Raw genomic sequence first — 15,507 nt, 5'->3', positions numbered from 1 at the left:
CATTTCTGGAAGATCAGCGGCTTAACTGCTGCCGAAATAAATCCTCACTTTCAAGCCGCCAAGCGCGGAACGCGCCATCGTGATGCCAAATTCGGCACCGTAGCGAAGCTGGATTCTGCGATGAACGTTGACAAGGCCTGTCGTCTCTTCGAGACGGCCTTCAGACAGCTGCAAACGGCAGTTCAGCCGGGCGATCTCTTCATCCGTTACGGCGCTCCCGTTATCCTCGACATAGAAAGAGTACCCGTCTTCATTCTTCTCGCTGTGTACCCAAAGTTCGCCATCAGTTCGCATGTTACCCAGCGCATGCTTGTAAGCGTTCTCGATAATCGGCTGCAGCACTAGGCGAGGAACGGAGAGCTCCGGTACATCGTTGTCAAACCTCACTTGGATGCGATCCCCGTAGCAGACCGTCTGCATGTCTACATACGTGCGGGAATGCTTCACTTCCAGTGCTAGCGGGATTTCGTCCTCGCCGTCCCTCGTAATGAAATGAAAATATTCGCCGATGTACAAGCAAAACTGGTACGCTTTCTCCTTCTGGCGCTCGGATTTGATCAACCGGCATAGGACAAAGAAGCAGTTGTATAAGAAATGCGGATTGATTTGCGATTGCAGCCGCTTCAGCTCCGACCGCTGATTGCGGATTTGCTGCTCGTAGTTTTCTTCGATTAATGTTCGCAGCGACCGAATCGTATCATTAAAGGCCTGGTACAAATACCCGAATTCGTCATGCCCTCGGTCGATGGTGATCGGTATCAGCCGGTTTTGCTGGACGTGGCGGAACGAATAAACAAGCCGCATGAGCGGTTTATAAATGAGCCTGAACAGAAAGTATGAGAAAAATAAGCCGACAACAACGGCGAGCAAGCAAGCCCACCAAAACCATACGCGGTAGGTTTGAATCGGACCGAGCACGTTCGCTTCGGGAATCAAGCTTATCGAGTAAGAGTTCCAGAGCGGAGAGTACTTAAACACCGACAAATAGCTCTTTCCCCCGTATTGGAGCGTTTCGTAGCCTTCCTTCTTACCTTCTGCCTGTTTATCCTTGATAAAAGCCTCGACTGTCTCCTGCAGGGCTGGATCGTCGTCGCTCTGGATATGCCAGCCACGGTCCACGTTCAGCAGGATGCTTCGGCCATCGAGCGAGCTGCCGATTTGAGCTAGCGATTCCTTGATTTTATGGGCGGACAATTCGACCCCGACGACGAAAAGCGGCTCACGCCGCGTATTTGCCGGGTACTGCATGGAGATGAACAGCCGATCGTTCCAATAAATGAAAGGTTCCTCGTATGGCCTGTTTTTTGGCTGTATCGCTGCGTATTCCTGCCTGTCAATGGACGTGTCGTATTTGATGCTCATCAGCGTTCGATCGATGGAAGGAACGTACGCTTTCGCTTCCTGAATAAACGGGCTAGAGTCTTTCATCAACACAAGCCGCTTCTGAATGTCCAATATTTTCTCCGCCCGTTCGTAGTGAGACAATTCATTACCGGCAGCAGCTAATTCGATCAAGTCGTCGTCCGTCACGTATTTGGGCAAATATCGCACGATCCGGTCCGCTTCCTTTTCGAGCGAGTCCAGGTAATACCCCGTCGTATTAAGAGTCGACTGAGATATTTCCTTGCGGATGCTTTCCACGCCTTTCTCGTTGATCAGCCATGTAATGGCCATAAGAGGAAGCAGCACGACCATGAATGCGGCCATGATTTTTTTGAATATGGAAGAGTCCCTCAGTCGGAAAAAGCGTTTCATCATTCGTTCACCTGCTAAGTTTTGGTAGAGAATCCTGATTGTTTATTCTTTGACACTCCCCATCACAATTCCTTTAATGAAGAAACGCTGCAGGAACGGGTAAACGATCAATATGGGAAAAGCCGCAACGAATATTTGCGCCGCCTTGCTAGTCCGGTCGGACAACTTGCTGATCAACTCCGCGTCCTGTGTCTTGAGGAAGCGGAAATCGAGTTTGATAATGATGGTTTGCAGGAACGTTTGCAGCGGGTATTTGTCGGGATGGTTCATCAAAATCATGCCGTCGAACCAACTGTTCCAGTGCCATACCATCGTAAACAGACCGGTCGTCGCGAGCGCAGGAAGAGCTAATGGAACATAGATTTTCCATAGTGTCGCAAAATGTCCGGCACCGTCAATCCGTGCTGATTCTTCCAGTTCTTTGGGCAGGTTCCTGTAAAAGTTAAGCAGCAAAATAATGTTGAACACCTGCAGCGCGCCTGGCAGCACGAGCGCCCATATCGTATCGATCAATCCGAGCGATTTCACCGTCAAATACCATGGGATGAGGCCACCGCTGAATAAAATCGTGAACACGAACACCCATACGTAAAATGTCCTTAGCCGAAACTGCCTCTCATCTTTCGATAACGGATATGCAGTCAGAATCGTCAGAAACATACTGATGGACGTTCCGAGAATGAGCCGTTCGAATGAAACCCGGAAAGCGCGCAAATATTCAGGCTTACCGAATACGTTATTGTACGCTGCTGTTGTAAAGTCGACAGGCCACAGCATGACCTTGCCGGCGGATGCCGCTGTCCCGGAGCTAAACGATAAGGCCAATATATGAATAATGGGCATCAGGCAGGCAAATGAGATCGCCGCCAAAAAAATGACGTTAGCGCTCAAGAAAAGCTGACGGCCGAGTGACATTTTGTAACCCATGTTGAGTCCCCTCTCTTCCTTATAACTCTACTCAAAAAATGCGATAATTCGCAAAACGATAAGCGAGAACATACGAAACTGAGATGAAAATAAACGAAACGATCGATTTCAACAGTCCGACCGCCGTAGCGAACCCGAACTGAGACTGCTCGACACCCATCCGATACACGAACGTATCGATAATATCGGCGCTTTCGTATACTTGCGGACTGTACAAGTTGAATATTTGATCGAAGCCAGCATTGAGGACGTTGCCAATGTTTAACGTAAACATCAGCACAATAATCGGCATCATGCCTGGAATCGTAATGTTCAGCGTCTGCTTCCAACGTCCTGCACCGTCAATCTCCGCAGCTTCGTAAAGGGACGGATTAATGCTGGTTAATGCTGCCAAATAAACGATCGTACCGTACCCGAACTCCTTCCAAACGTCAGAAACGACCATTACATAAGGGAACCAACGATTATTACCCAGAAAGTAGATCGGGTCGATCCCAAGCAAGCTTATCGCTTGATTGAAAACCCCAGTTGTCGGGGAAAGCACATCGATTAATATGCCGCTCAGCAGCACCCAGGACATGAAGTGCGGCAAGTAAACGAGCGTTTGGAACGTTCGTTTGATCCACTGCTTGCTCAGTTCATTTAACAGAATGGCAATCGTAATCGGTACAAATAAGCCTGCCGTGATTTTCATGACGGCAATATAGATCGTATTGAAAAAAACGCGGCCGATGTCGGGATAGACGAACATATAATTGAAGTTTTTCAACCCGACGAACGGAGAACCGAACAGACCTCTGGTCGGAATATATTTTTGAAACGCCATGATAATGCCCGCCATTGGGATGTAGCTGAAAACGATGACAAAAATCAGTCCCGGGATCAGCATCAAATGTAACGGCCATTCACGTTTCCACATGCGCGAGATCGATTTCATCATGCACCACCACCTGCTTATATTACCCCGCCGAGTTTGAATAGAAAGAGGGATCGTACCTGATCCCTCTCCCTGAGAAGAACTATTTGTTCTTCGCGTACCAGTCATTCACTTCTTTGGTGATTTGGTCTCCGCCAAGCTTCTTCCAATCGGCGACAAATTTATCGAACTCATCAACCGATACCTGGTTCATAATAATTTTGAAAAATACTTCGTCGCGCTTCTTCTCTAGGATCGCGTTCTTCTCTACCATCGTTGGCGTAGGGGCGCCGTAAAACTTCGTTTGTTCGAACTGATTGTTCTTTTTCATATCCGGAATAAGGGAGTAGGAGCCCTTCGGACCTGAAATCCAATATTCCCACCACATGCTCGTATCGCCATTTACATATTTCATAGCCCGCTCGTATCGGGTCTTCTGATCTTTTGTCTTCGCCAAACTCGCGTCTTTGGCTGCGATCGCCCTCGGCAGCACTTCGCCGTTATTGTTCGATAAACTGCCAACCCTGAGTGGATTAAGCAACCAGTAGTTATTCTTCTTTTCGACGCGGTCTTTGCCAAACTCGTAAACTTTGTTATCTTCCGTCTGATTGTTGTCGACTACGATCCATTGATTAAGCAGCCTGATAACAGCTTCCGGATTTTTCGCCTTCTTGGATACGACGTAATATCTGTCGACGCCTATCCCGATTTGTGCCTTAGCTGGCTTATTGTCCACGGAAGGAATCGGATAAACGCCCCATTCCTGCACTTGTTTGCCGTCTTTGATCGCACCGGTTGCAAGGTGCGCAGGCACCCATTCGGCTCCGTAAACAAGGCCGATGTTGTTACCGAAAATGAGTTCCGACTCCTTTTGCGTGTCCTTCACGGCGAATTCCGGATCGATCAGACCCTTTTTGAACATGTCTTGCAGCGCCTTGAGCGCTTCTTTCATTTGCGGCTGCACGTAGCCCATAGCGAGTTTGCCTGTGCCGTCATCAACCCAATGATTGGAGTCAGCATTCGAATCCAAATAGGCATGGTAGCCATTCATGAAACCGATGAGGCCTGTTACTCCGTCTTCTTTGAGATCTTTGTTCAACGCGAGACCATAAGCTCTTCCGGTGCCGCCGGGATCCTTCGTTTTAAACGCCTCCGCAATAGTCATTAGATCCTGCATCGTCTTCGGCTCCGGCAAATTCAGCTTTTTGAGCCAGTCGGTGCGTACATATAGAAACTGCGAGTAGAACGGATTGGACGTTCTCGGAATGGCCATCAGCTTACTGCCAAACGTGGCCGATTTCATTTGGATACCGCCGTCCGTTATCATGAACTTTTTGGTCTCAGGCGTAGCTGCCTTATCGTAAACGCTGGTGAGGTCCATAATCATATCCGCTTCAATCAGCTGCTGCAGCTGAGTAGCATCGACCAACATAAAGTCAGGAATATCGTTTGATGCAATGGCAATCTTCAGCTTTTCCTTGTATTGGTTGGTATCGGCGGCAACCCATTGATTCGTAATTTTGACCCCAATGTCTTTTTCGTAGGCTGCGTATACGGAATTGTTGTCGAAGGTTTCGCCCGCGTCGAATTTCAAATACGGATCGCCTTCTCTGATCGTGGATACTTCAAGCACTTTTTTCGAGTCCGGTGTTTGTGCTGCTGTTGCAGATGCTGTCGCGGACGCGGACGGTTGCGGGCTATTCTCAGTTTTGCTGCTGCATGCGGTTGCGGCGATAAGACTTGTAATCAAAGCAGTTGTGAGAACGTCCTTCCCTCTCAGTTTCATTTTCATACGACCCCTCCAATTTGGCTCAATATGTTCCTCAGGATGCTGTACGCGTTTCAACTTCCTTTGATAGTTTAAGTATAAGAAAAGAAACGCTCCCCTTCCATATACCAGTGTTTACTTTGATATACACCTCTTGACGGCGATTAAAAATCCCAATCTCTCTAAACATGAAATTAGAAATTGGGATTTATTGTGTATTCTGGTGAAATAACAGTCGTCGTGGATTGAATCCATTATGTACAACATCCGCAAGGTCTTCTGCATCACCAAGCACCTGAGTTTCGGCGGCAGTCCGCACTCATCGCCATATATCCAAAGCCTGTAGTTATTAACGGCAATACGTATCCTTACTTCATCCTCTGGGCGGATCAAGATCATATTAACGTGATAGTGAACGGATTGCGTTTTCTTTACTAGGCAGCATGTTTCACAAATCGAAGGAGCCAGCCCTATAAAACAGCGGCAGGCTCCTAATGATCAGCACCTTCATTCGCAATTGTAATTAAGTGAGTTCAATGTGTTCCAATCCCAAAAAAACGACCCTTGTGACACAACCAAACGTTCAAACCAGAGCTCAAAGTTCAAAACAATGTCTTCCGCATCATGCACATAAGCTGATCCAACAAAAATATAATTTTCTCTTCCTGCTTTCACCCGTGAGGAATCGATATAGATCAGAGTAGAATCATACTTTGCAATAACATATAAATTGTCAGGGGCTTCTTTCTTATCAATAAAATCCAAGATATCCTCTAAACCGAAAATAGCCCAAGCACCATTAGCGTACTCAGAAATATCATTGAAGAGGATAGCACCATCATTCAGCATTAGAAAATCTTTGTAACTTTCAGGTATATGGAAGCCTGTTTCCTCAAAGAAGGTTAAAATATTTTCTTCTATATGATTCATCTAAACACCTACTTGATCAAGATTTTAGTAATTACTAGCCGCAGGTCATCAAGGTTTCCTTTCACGACCAATAATTACCCTCTCAATTTGATCAATTGCAATTGGACCGTAGGTTTGACTATCCACGCTCCTAGCCCATGTATCTCCCAGCAGGAATACATGACCCGTCGGTATTTTTATTTCTGGCATGTCCATGTGGAAATATTTCGTCATACTCTTTTGACAGTCGGAGTCACAGACACCAGAGCCAGGTTTATTCAAACTATTGAAGTACGATTCTTCGCCCTGACCCCACATGAGCGCTTTCCCATAAAAGGTGTCTAATTTTTTCTCGTCGATATAAACCTGCCCGTCTCGGATCATGATTGACTCTTCCGGAAGAGCGACAATGCGAGCAATATCGTAAGTCGGTGGTTTCCAACCCGGATTTGCATTTGGGAAGACGTGTTCCACGTTAAGAGGTGGCGTCTTATAATACACGACATCTCCTCGTTTCGGAGGTTCATTCAATTCACTTAATACTAATTTGCCACCTAATTTCGTATTAAAAGTTTCGTCCATACCATCCAGTTGGTAGGTTATCGTTTCCATTCCTTGCTTAACCTCGACCTCGGGCAAAATAAGAGTGGTTTTTGAATCCACAATGCGTTCTTCATTACATGCCGTTAATGAAATTAGTAGCAAGCAACACGCCGTAGCCACATTAAACACTCTCATAACCATTAGCTCACTAGCCCTCCTCAGAAGATAAGCTCAGTACTTCATTTTAATTTATAATGAACCACCCATATAATACCATTTTTTCGATTCGTTTTCTCTTTTATTGCGACCAACCTGAACCATTCATTACTTTAAAGGGCCGATCAAAAAAGAATGAAACTTCTTTAGGAATCCTTTCCGTTATACCAAGTCCATTGTGTAAAACAGAGATTCATGATATCTCGGATAAGGCGTGAAGCGATAATACTAGAGCCGAGTTCATCACCAATAAAACCAGAATGCAGCATCAGATGCTCTTCTTGACCGATTCGCTGCCAAATGGATGCCATTATGTACAACCAAATATCCTGAGGGTAATATTCGATGAAACTAGATCGGGAAGCCATATGGGTGGATTATTTAGATCAGACTTGTTGTTTGTTGATCGACTGACTTCTTCATCGTCTTAGGCACCTGTACAGTCAAATAGTTATTAACCCACATAGCATGAAATACGATTAAATTTAAACTCTTTAAAAGGAAGTGGAATTCAATGTTTTCTATCCCACAACCGCAGGTGTACATGAGACAACCGCAATCTCCTCCACCTGCATTCATCCCTCCAAAACCTGAGCTATCCTATGTGGTTGACTGTTTATATGAATACACATATGTCTGGCTTCTGAATGGAGACAATTTCTGGTTTTATCCTACTCGTGTAGAGTACGGTGAAGTTTCAGGTTATAGGTGGAATGGAGCGTTTTGGATGTTTTATGGCATTGATCCAAGAATTATTGATGTCGTTGCATGCCCCCCAATTCCTACCCTTTACTGAAGTTGATTATTAGATAGTTACTGTTCATTATATTTACTTTTGCACGACCTCCTACTTGAGCAGGAAAAGGCAGCAGTTTCCCAGCCATCAAAATCTCCATTATATTCTAGTGCCACATTTAGAGCATGTTTGGAGAAAGAAATGATTCATTGTAAAAACTAATTGTATTTTCCCGGTGATGCTTAATGCCCCACTGAAAAGTTTCCCAAAGCTCATCAAAGATACGTTCGAGCACAGAAATAGATCCACAGCAACGAGCTGTGGATCTAAATTTAATATATTACCTATTGCTTCGTATCATATTGCAAAAGTCATAGTAATAATAACCAACAAAATAAAGAGAACCAATACTGCTGCTGAACTACTGCCGCCATATCCTGCTCCTGTTCCTGCTGCATATCCCATAAATTAGTCACTCCTTTCAAGTGATTCAGTCTCGGTACTACCAGAAAAACGGAGACCTACGGAAGAAAAATGGGGACTCCTCAATGGCTAACAAATCAAAAAGGACAAGTGGAGTGACTGGGTTAAAGAATGGGCTGAACGGTGTAAATGCGCTTGTTCTTACGGATTTGGCATTTGAACGAAGATAGATTTTGTCACGCGTGCTCTTATCCAAAATTCCCTCTAAAACTTCCCCTTTGCGTGTCATAACGTAAACATGTTTGCCCATGAGGGATTTTAGCTGATTATTGTTGATCGACATTACTACAACCTCCAATTGGTGCATTTTATTAAAAAGCTTGAGGTGTGCTACGAATTACCACACAAATGTGCTGGTAATAATAACCAAAAGAATGAAGAGAACCAAGACAACAGCCGTACTTGTACCCAAACCACCGCTATAACAACTTCCTGCAGCATAACCCATTCCATCTCGCTCCCTTCTGCTATCAGATGGATTATTGTATTTCAACGGCATTTGAAGTGCATGGACAAAAGTCAGACATCAAAAGCCTGTTTTGAAGTTTTAATTTGTAAGAAGATGAGGACTCAAGTACTGTCGGTCTACTGTTTACGAAAAAAAACTTCGTGCGGGTTTCATGACTTTTCACAGGGCTTCAGCCGTTGGATTTCGCCAACGTCTGCCTGCTAGCAACGTGGCGGCTTGGTCCTTACCCCAACTGAACTTGCATCAGTTAGTTGTACCTAGCTTGGCTAGGCGCGCCCTGCCCGTTACTTTAATAAACAAAAGAGGAGCTGCCGCGAAGCAAGCCCCTCAAACTATTGTTCCTCATTAGATGAACAGCATCTCCATGAGTGTGATACTTTTGTTAAATGAACCAAACCCAAGCCAGGGCCGTTAAAGCGGGTGTTTGTATAGTTCGATCACATTGCCATCAGGATCACGCAAATGGGCAACCCTGGCATTCCAGGCCAGCCTATCATGAGGCTCGTTAAGGAGTACCACCCCTTTATCTTTCAAACGGGCACAAAACTCATCGACTTGATCCACTTCAAAATTGAGTAAGAATTTCGATTTTGATTCTTCCTCGGTGGATTTATCGTCTTCGTGATTTCTAATTATATCAGAGAGCTCCGATTATAATAACAGTTGAAGTAACCTGCCCTTTAGGTGAGTGAAAGGCTTCCGATCGTGCCTGCAGCCTCGCATTGTTGTTGATTGAACAAACGTTTCCCGTTACGAAGTAAATCAGATTCTAAATACTTTGCAAGGTAAATAGTATTGGCAGGATTTAAACTCGGAAGATTGTCCACATCACAAAAACTTACCTCATGTGATTCGGTTGAATCGCTCACCAATTCTCCTTTGTAATCATTGCAAAGATACAGTGCTGTTACTGAATAAAGTTCATCTCCATTTTTTAGTTTTAAATAAAGATCTGGACCAGAAAATAGCTCCAACAAGGTTAAACGCTGTAAGGTTAACCCCGTTTCCTCATATACTTCCCTAGTTGCTGTCTCCTCCAATGACTCCCCTGGCTCCATAAGACCGCCTGGCAATCCCCAATAACCATCTTTGCGATGTTGTAAAAGAATTTGGTTGTTATCATTTTGAATGATAACCACTGCACCAACTAGAATTAAAGGTCTTGTTCCAACTAATGAACGTAATTCTCGAATATATTCGCTCATTCTGTCGCCCCCAATTGATTTCACATAAATATCTCATCATCTAATATTATGAACAAAGGGCTACCACGAGGCAGGACTTTTAATATTGAACAATTGATTGCTTATGTATCCTGCTTTTAACAGAGCTTGCAGATTTATTTGGTATTTTCAACTCTTTATATTTCTCATATAGTTCTTGCATAAAGGAATACAATATTGTCTCCATTCATAATTCTCCTCATAAAAATTTTTATTCTTTTAACCGCTCCCGTTATAAGTTGATTATTCCCAGTATTCTTTCATAAGGTCTGATACCCAGTATGGCTGTTTAGTCTCTCCTTGCGGGGCAAATTCCTTCATTACAGGCTTCAAGTCCAACACTGGTGTCCCGTTTATTGCATCAAGACCTTTTATGTAAATAATTTTTCCCTCACGCTTTAAGACCTCTACTGTAGTTAACCCCAGTTTGTTCGGCCTGTTTTTACCTCGCTGCGCAAAAATCCCTACCTTAGGGTACTCTTTATTGTTTCGTGGGTGTCTGGCATCGAATTGAATATTATCATCTTTCACTTGATTAAAGTAGAAAATGACTTCTAGATGGGAAAAATCCTCGATCCCCTGTACGCTTTCTTCGCTAAATTCGCTTGTGAGTTCAATAGTGGATACAATATTGCCCCAATAATCATCTTCTATTACTTCTCTACTGTTTCTGACATATGCGATGGGTTTAACACTGAACATAGGTTACCTCCTATATATTGGATAATTTTATTATGATTATTAAAGGTTAATAGTTCAATATCTGTAAAACAATTATTTCGCTAATCTGCCCATTCGTTGAATGGCACAAAGAGACCCACAGCAACGGGCTGCGGGTCTGAGTATATATTTAAAAGGGGTCGAGTTTTATTATAGGCTTGATTCATTAATGCCACATGAATATATGATTTCAATTTTGTTACAATTACTTAACTCTCGTCAAAGTAATCATCTATTTTTTTGATTTAGTTCACTCTCAAGCATCTTTAGAAACTGATCAATTCTAGTGAAGACATAATCTGGCTCAATTTCAAAATGGGTGCTTTGATAGGTAGATAGCCACTGTACTCCAAAAGTCCGCAATCCTGCAGCTTTGCCCGCCTTTATATCAGCATTGCTGTCTCCAATAAAAACAGCTTCATCTTTTGAAATTCCAAGAAAATCCAATACTGTAAAAATACCTTCTGGATTAGGTTTGGGTTTCTGTACATCATCTCCAGTAATCACAATGTCGAAGAAATGTGATAAGTTCAACGAGTCTGAGGATATTTGAAATGCTTCTCTACTTTTCCCTGTGATTACTCCCATTTTTATGTTATTCAATTTTATATACATTAATAGCTTTAGCATTTCGTCAGTCATCTGTACTTGAGAGGCATGGTCCTTTTGATAAATTTGATAATATTCAGAGATTGCTTCTGCAACATATTCTTTTTTTAAAAGGTTATTAGAAATTATATCGTCTTCTGTTGGCCCAAACATAGAGATTAGTTCTTCTGTAGTTACATCCCTATTATCGTACTTTTTAAAGATAAATTTAAAAGCATAAAAAGACAGCGGCAACGTATCGGCCAGAGTCCCATCAAAGTCGAATAATACTGCTTTAATAGTCACATGTTCACTCCCTTAGGTATATTTCTAATATGGTTATCATACCATTCCCTACCAGTAGCCCACTTTTTAGAAGCAGGATTCTCTTGTAGTATTTCAGAACAGGCGATTGCCATAATATATTCTTCTAATCCATTATTATCACTATTAGCAAACTTGTTGAGCATATAATTTAAAGACTTTTCTCCTTGCAAAACAATATATTTGTAATCCATATTACTATCTACACCCTTAATATAGTCATACGGATTAGAGGAAAGTGATACAGAATAATCTTTTGGATTAGTAATATTGTTAAGTTTTCCATCGATTGTTTGCTCAAGGGTTATATCCGTTGAAACTTTCTTTACAGTATTATTGCAACCAATCAAACTAAATACAAATAAAAAAGCGAGACATATAATCATCATGTTCATTAATCTTTTTCTCATAAATTTCTCCTTTCTATTAATACGTCAATATCTGGTCTTAGTTCCATTCTCTATTGTGTTAAACTGCCAGTTAGCAGAAAAGGCTGCCGATTCATTGTTGTCGGCAGCCTTCTCTTGATGTCTATTTAGCTTATTTATTAATTAACATAAAATCATCATAATGAAACCCCGGCGCTACAACACAGGAGACAAAAACAGGCTCGTTTCCTAGCGGTTTTGCCATCTGCCAAACGTTTGCCGGAACTAAGGCTTGTGGACACTGTCCATTGATGACATCTGGTCCGAGAATAATCGATTGTGTTTCCTCAGGCTTGTCCTTTGTACCCCCAAGTGTTAGCAACAGTGGACTACCTGAATGCCAGAGCCAAAGTTCATCCGATAAAACCTTATGCCACTCTGAAAACTCTTCTGGATGAAGCACGAAATAAATGGAAGTAGCCGCGTATCTGGAACCTGTGTACGCTTCACTAAGCACTTCTTTTGGAATTTCGAAGGAAGCTTTCCAAAGCTCCTTGTACCAACCGCCTTCACGATGAGGCTTTAAATCTAGTGCTGCAACTAAGGGTGATAAGGATTTTGTAATCATATGGTTTCTCACTCTCTTTCTATTTCTTTCTCTATAAAAACACCTATTATATTATACACTTATAACGGGTGGGTAGCGCCAGCAAAAATGCGGAACCGAAACTTGCATGTAATACTAGAAAGGTTTGAACACCATCAGAAGAATCGAGATGAAAGCGGCAAGATTCGCGATCCTTTCCAGCCAAGCAGAGCGTCTGCGGCTCAGTCGGTACGCGTCAGGCAGATCATCACCCTGCGTTTGCTGCAGTAGCGCAAGCTGCTGTTTGATGCCAGCGGGATGCAGGCCAGCCAAAATGACCAGAATGACAAAGAAGATGGCAATCGAGATCACATACCACAGTTCACGGAACAAGTCGGTCTGCAGGAAGCCAAGCGCAAGACCCGTAAGAAATAGCAGTATACCGCCGAATTTCGGCAAGTTCGCCGTCTTCTGCAGCAGCACAAGCGCGAACTTGGCCTGACCCACTGTCCGGGCGCTGCTCATGATCAAGGGATAGCAGATGATTGCGCCAATCGCCGTCACGGCAGCGATGATATGGATGAACAACAGATAAATATACATGTAATGCCCCCCTAATTTGTAAATATCAGAATGATACTCTTCTATTTATTCGCTGTTTTGGCTCGCTGTTCTTCTCGATACAACAAGTAGGTATACCGCAGTAATAATATGAATCCAAGAAGGTGTTTTATCTACAACATTCGTTAATACCAATATTGCATCTACGATAGGCATTAAAATAGAAGTTAACATAAGGACAAGTAATGCTTTTCTCATACGAAGTACCATCAAGGCTAGTAGGAAGATACCAATAAACAGATCACGATCTGCTTTAATATGAACAAGATATCTATCAGCGGTGTCATGCAGTGGTATACCAAAATCTCGAATCGCAGCTTCTGGCTGGATAAAACCTCTTACTCCTATAAACAACATCAACAGCGTAACAACACCCACTAACCAAAATGTTACTGACTTTGGTCCCCAATAAGATTTACTCATTTGTCTGTCTCCTTTTTCCATTTATTTGATTGACTTTATTGTATATCGGTAATAATATCTTGTTAAGAACGCACTTTAAAGTACGGCACTTACTTAATGTAAGGGGATGATTTATCAATGATTCATCAGCGCGAATGTCCAATCGAGACTGTCATTCATGTTTTAGGTGGAAAATGGAAGCCGATGATTTTATGGCATTTGATCGAATCAACCAAGCGGTACAACGATCTGGAAAAGCTAATACCTAACGTCTCCCAAAAAATGCTCACGCAACATCTTCGAGACTTAGAACAAGAAGGCGTGATCGAAAGAACGGTATACCCCACCGTCCCTCCAAAAGTAGAATATTCGCTTAGTGAATATGGCAGAACATTGATACCTGTAGCAGAAGTAATGTGTGCTTGGGGAGAAAATCATAATGAGCGAAAAAAAGAAGAACCAGCGTCTTAAGCTGGTTCTTCTTTTTTTCGTAAACTTTGATGGAAATTCAGAGAAATTAAACAAAAAAAGCGCCCCCGGATCTCTCCGATGACACTTCGTTTTAAATCAGTGAGTGGTAAAGGAGGCGGTTTCCCGCCCCCTTCCTTAGGTCAATCTGTTTTTTATCCGCTCAAGAATGTTGCTGTTTCTTGCTCTGTAAACGCCAAAAATAACAGATCCCATGACTGCTGCCGCGGCTGCAGTTGATGCAACGATCTTTGTTTTATTTACCTGACGCATTACGAACACCTCCACAATTTTTTGAGCGAACAATGCTTAGTATGCCTTAGAAGATGAATAAAAATTCAAGGTTTGGATTTTTAAATCTATCTAATAGAATCAATTTGAATGCTTCTACTTTGCCTGAATGTACCCTTCCGCTTTAAGCAGTTCGGCGATCAGAACAGCACCGCCCGCTGCTCCGCGTAATGTATTATGTGATAGTCCTACAAATTTAAAATCGTATATTGAATCCTCGCGCAATCTCCCCGCCGAAACACCCATACCTCGCTCAATTTCACGATCAAGCTTAGTCTGTGGCCTGTTCTCTTCTTCAAAATAAGTAATGAACTGTTTGGGTGCGCTTGGCAGACCAAGCTCCTGCGGTCGTCCTTTGAATTGCAACCAGCGATCAAGAATTTCTTCCTTCGAAGGTTTTTTCTCAAACGATACAAATACGGTAGCCAAATGCCCATCCGTTACTGGAACGCGAATACACTGCGTTGTAATTAATGGCGCACTTGCTTTAATAATTTCATCATTTATAATGCTGCCCCATATACGAAGTGGCTCCTGCTCGCTTTTTTCTTCCTCGCCGCCAATATAAGGGATGACATTATCCAACATATCGGGCCAATCGGTAAAGTTTTTACCGGCTCCGGAAATCGCCTGATACGTCGACGCAACCACTTTTGTCGGTTTGTAATCCAGCAGTGCATGAAGGGCTGGCACATAGCTCTGGATTGAACAATTCGGCTTAACGGCAATAAAGCCGGTTGAGGTTCTAAGCCGCTTTCTCTGTGCAGCAATCACTTCAATATGCCCTGGATTAACTTCTGGAATGACCATCGGGATGTCAGGCGTCCAGCGGTGAGCCGAGTTATTGGAAATAACGGGTGTGCCCGTTTTGGCGTATGCCTCTTCCAACGTTTGAATTTCATTCTTTTTCATATCCACCGCACAAAAAATAAAATCGACCTGACCGGCAACTTCCTCCACTTTCGATGCATCCTGAATGACGATATTTTTCACTTCTTCAGGTATTGGGCCAGACAACTTCCATCTTCCTTGCACAGATTCTTCATATGTTTTACCTGCTGAACTGCTACTAGCGGCGATGGCCGTTACTTTAAACCAAGGATGCTGATCCAGCAACTGAACAAACCGCTGACCAACCATTCCTGTTCCTCCGACAATACCAACCTTCAATTTTTCTGACATAAGATATTCAAA

General features: G+C 43.1%; 21 protein-coding genes. 2 read left to right on the top strand and 19 right to left on the bottom strand.

Features of this window, described 5'->3' with window-relative positions; genetic code table 11:
* Positions 1-21: 21 nt before the first annotated feature.
* The 9 genes from AC58UU_RS21855 to AC58UU_RS21815 all read right to left on the bottom strand — a co-directional run bounded on the left by AC58UU_RS21855 (position 22) and on the right by AC58UU_RS21815 (position 8,536).
* Entirely contained in the window at positions 22-1,755 is a 1,734-nt protein-coding gene (locus AC58UU_RS21855; protein WP_497318966.1) for a sensor histidine kinase, read from the bottom strand.
* A gap of 42 nt (positions 1,756-1,797) precedes the next feature.
* A complete protein-coding gene (locus tag AC58UU_RS21850) occupies positions 1,798-2,682 on the bottom strand; it encodes a carbohydrate ABC transporter permease (RefSeq protein WP_497318823.1) in 885 nt (294 codons plus the stop codon).
* A 31-nt stretch (positions 2,683-2,713) separates the two neighbouring features.
* The gene (locus AC58UU_RS21845; RefSeq protein WP_497318965.1) at positions 2,714-3,619 is read right to left on the bottom strand and encodes an ABC transporter permease; all 906 of its coding nucleotides are present in this window, start codon (positions 3,617-3,619) and stop codon (positions 2,714-2,716) included.
* 82 nt (positions 3,620-3,701) lie between these two features.
* Entirely contained in the window at positions 3,702-5,390 is a 1,689-nt protein-coding gene (locus AC58UU_RS21840) for an extracellular solute-binding protein (protein WP_497318822.1), read from the bottom strand.
* A 483-nt stretch (positions 5,391-5,873) separates the two neighbouring features.
* A complete protein-coding gene (locus tag AC58UU_RS21835) occupies positions 5,874-6,296 on the bottom strand; it encodes an SMI1/KNR4 family protein (RefSeq protein ID WP_497318821.1) in 423 nt (140 codons plus the stop codon).
* 48 nt (positions 6,297-6,344) lie between these two features.
* Complete coding sequence (lepB, locus tag AC58UU_RS21830; RefSeq protein WP_497318820.1) at positions 6,345-7,019, bottom strand: signal peptidase I; 675 nt, start codon at positions 7,017-7,019, stop codon at positions 6,345-6,347.
* A 161-nt stretch (positions 7,020-7,180) separates the two neighbouring features.
* Complete coding sequence (locus AC58UU_RS21825) at positions 7,181-7,345, bottom strand: DUF4037 domain-containing protein (protein WP_497318819.1); 165 nt, start codon at positions 7,343-7,345, stop codon at positions 7,181-7,183.
* A 782-nt stretch (positions 7,346-8,127) separates the two neighbouring features.
* A complete protein-coding gene (locus tag AC58UU_RS21820) occupies positions 8,128-8,235 on the bottom strand; it encodes a YjcZ family sporulation protein (RefSeq protein WP_216628019.1) in 108 nt (35 codons plus the stop codon).
* A gap of 37 nt (positions 8,236-8,272) precedes the next feature.
* Positions 8,273-8,536 carry a hypothetical protein gene (locus AC58UU_RS21815; protein WP_497318818.1) on the bottom strand — a complete coding sequence of 88 codons (264 nt, stop codon included), beginning with the start codon at positions 8,534-8,536 and terminating at the stop codon, positions 8,273-8,275.
* Between the two features lie 337 nt (positions 8,537-8,873).
* On the opposite strand from AC58UU_RS21815, the gene AC58UU_RS21810 reads away from it, so the two are divergent.
* Positions 8,874-9,071 (top strand): hypothetical protein, encoded by a 198-nt coding sequence (locus tag AC58UU_RS21810; protein WP_497318817.1) that lies wholly within the window; start codon positions 8,874-8,876, stop codon positions 9,069-9,071.
* Positions 9,072-9,133: 62 nt separating this feature from the next.
* Here the strand turns inward: AC58UU_RS21810 and AC58UU_RS21805 are convergent, their stop codons facing one another.
* From AC58UU_RS21805 to AC58UU_RS21770, 8 genes are all read right to left on the bottom strand, one after another.
* On the bottom strand, positions 9,134-9,355 hold the full coding sequence (locus tag AC58UU_RS21805; RefSeq protein ID WP_497318964.1) for a VOC family protein: 222 nt from the start codon (positions 9,353-9,355) through the stop codon (positions 9,134-9,136).
* A 47-nt stretch (positions 9,356-9,402) separates the two neighbouring features.
* Positions 9,403-9,927, bottom strand: a complete 525-nt coding sequence (locus tag AC58UU_RS21800) for an NUDIX hydrolase (protein ID WP_497318816.1) — start codon at positions 9,925-9,927, stop codon at positions 9,403-9,405.
* A 261-nt stretch (positions 9,928-10,188) separates the two neighbouring features.
* Positions 10,189-10,647, bottom strand: coding sequence for a tRNA (N6-threonylcarbamoyladenosine(37)-N6)-methyltransferase TrmO (gene tsaA, locus AC58UU_RS21795; protein ID WP_497318815.1), 459 nt, complete (start codon positions 10,645-10,647; stop codon positions 10,189-10,191).
* Positions 10,648-10,893: 246 nt separating this feature from the next.
* Positions 10,894-11,559: an HAD family hydrolase gene (locus tag AC58UU_RS21790; protein WP_497318814.1), complete on the bottom strand. Its 666-nt coding sequence runs from the start codon at positions 11,557-11,559 to the stop codon at positions 10,894-10,896.
* Positions 11,556-11,987, bottom strand: coding sequence for a hypothetical protein (locus AC58UU_RS21785; RefSeq protein WP_497318812.1), 432 nt, complete (start codon positions 11,985-11,987; stop codon positions 11,556-11,558). Before AC58UU_RS21785 ends, AC58UU_RS21790 begins: the two co-directional genes overlap by 4 nt.
* Positions 11,988-12,117: 130 nt before the next feature.
* Entirely contained in the window at positions 12,118-12,570 is a 453-nt protein-coding gene (locus AC58UU_RS21780; protein WP_497318962.1) for a cupin domain-containing protein, read from the bottom strand.
* A gap of 117 nt (positions 12,571-12,687) precedes the next feature.
* The gene (locus tag AC58UU_RS21775; protein WP_497318811.1) at positions 12,688-13,134 is read right to left on the bottom strand and encodes a DUF2269 family protein; all 447 of its coding nucleotides are present in this window, start codon (positions 13,132-13,134) and stop codon (positions 12,688-12,690) included.
* A 45-nt stretch (positions 13,135-13,179) separates the two neighbouring features.
* Positions 13,180-13,575, bottom strand: a complete 396-nt coding sequence (locus AC58UU_RS21770; RefSeq protein WP_497318809.1) for a DUF4267 domain-containing protein — start codon at positions 13,573-13,575, stop codon at positions 13,180-13,182.
* A gap of 117 nt (positions 13,576-13,692) precedes the next feature.
* Between AC58UU_RS21770 and AC58UU_RS21765 the strand changes: the two genes are divergently transcribed.
* A complete protein-coding gene (locus AC58UU_RS21765; protein ID WP_171647283.1) occupies positions 13,693-14,025 on the top strand; it encodes a winged helix-turn-helix transcriptional regulator in 333 nt (110 codons plus the stop codon).
* Positions 14,026-14,160: 135 nt separating this feature from the next.
* Here AC58UU_RS21765 and AC58UU_RS21760 read toward each other — a convergent pair whose 3' ends face one another.
* Positions 14,161-14,295 carry a hypothetical protein gene (locus tag AC58UU_RS21760; RefSeq protein WP_281367150.1) on the bottom strand — a complete coding sequence of 45 codons (135 nt, stop codon included), beginning with the start codon at positions 14,293-14,295 and terminating at the stop codon, positions 14,161-14,163.
* A 114-nt stretch (positions 14,296-14,409) separates the two neighbouring features.
* Positions 14,410-15,495, bottom strand: a complete 1,086-nt coding sequence (asd, locus tag AC58UU_RS21755) for an aspartate-semialdehyde dehydrogenase (protein WP_497318807.1) — start codon at positions 15,493-15,495, stop codon at positions 14,410-14,412.
* Positions 15,496-15,507 lie beyond the last annotated feature (12 nt).

It is taken from the genome of Paenibacillus sp. JT22N1 (genome assembly GCF_059692155.1).
This window is presented reverse-complemented; position numbering and strand designations above follow the sequence as displayed.

Bases quoted from the DNA above. Each gene is read 5' to 3' on its own strand.
- AC58UU_RS21855 (WP_497318966.1), bottom strand. From the start codon at position 1,755: ATGAAACGCTTTTTCCGACTGAGGGACTCTTCCATATTCAAAAAAATC.
- AC58UU_RS21850 (WP_497318823.1), bottom strand. From the start codon at position 2,682: ATGGGTTACAAAATGTCACTCGGCCGTCAGCTTTTCTTGAGCGCTAAC.
- AC58UU_RS21845 (WP_497318965.1), bottom strand. From the start codon at position 3,619: ATGAAATCGATCTCGCGCATGTGGAAACGTGAATGGCCGTTACATTTG.
- AC58UU_RS21840 (WP_497318822.1), bottom strand. From the start codon at position 5,390: ATGAAAATGAAACTGAGAGGGAAGGACGTTCTCACAACTGCTTTGATT.
- AC58UU_RS21835 (WP_497318821.1), bottom strand. From the start codon at position 6,296: ATGAATCATATAGAAGAAAATATTTTAACCTTCTTTGAGGAAACAGGC.
- lepB (WP_497318820.1), bottom strand. From the start codon at position 7,019: ATGGTTATGAGAGTGTTTAATGTGGCTACGGCGTGTTGCTTGCTACTA.
- AC58UU_RS21825 (WP_497318819.1), bottom strand. From the start codon at position 7,345: ATGGCATCCATTTGGCAGCGAATCGGTCAAGAAGAGCATCTGATGCTG.
- AC58UU_RS21820 (WP_216628019.1), bottom strand. From the start codon at position 8,235: ATGGGATATGCAGCAGGAACAGGAGCAGGATATGGCGGCAGTAGTTCA.
- AC58UU_RS21815 (WP_497318818.1), bottom strand. From the start codon at position 8,536: ATGTCGATCAACAATAATCAGCTAAAATCCCTCATGGGCAAACATGTT.
- AC58UU_RS21810 (WP_497318817.1), top strand. From the start codon at position 8,874: ATGACTTTTCACAGGGCTTCAGCCGTTGGATTTCGCCAACGTCTGCCT.
- AC58UU_RS21800 (WP_497318816.1), bottom strand. From the start codon at position 9,927: ATGAGCGAATATATTCGAGAATTACGTTCATTAGTTGGAACAAGACCT.
- tsaA (WP_497318815.1), bottom strand. From the start codon at position 10,647: ATGTTCAGTGTTAAACCCATCGCATATGTCAGAAACAGTAGAGAAGTA.
- AC58UU_RS21785 (WP_497318812.1), bottom strand. From the start codon at position 11,987: ATGAGAAAAAGATTAATGAACATGATGATTATATGTCTCGCTTTTTTA.
- AC58UU_RS21775 (WP_497318811.1), bottom strand. From the start codon at position 13,134: ATGTATATTTATCTGTTGTTCATCCATATCATCGCTGCCGTGACGGCG.
- AC58UU_RS21770 (WP_497318809.1), bottom strand. From the start codon at position 13,575: ATGAGTAAATCTTATTGGGGACCAAAGTCAGTAACATTTTGGTTAGTG.
- AC58UU_RS21765 (WP_171647283.1), top strand. From the start codon at position 13,693: ATGATTCATCAGCGCGAATGTCCAATCGAGACTGTCATTCATGTTTTA.
- AC58UU_RS21760 (WP_281367150.1), bottom strand. From the start codon at position 14,295: ATGCGTCAGGTAAATAAAACAAAGATCGTTGCATCAACTGCAGCCGCG.
- asd (WP_497318807.1), bottom strand. From the start codon at position 15,495: ATGTCAGAAAAATTGAAGGTTGGTATTGTCGGAGGAACAGGAATGGTT.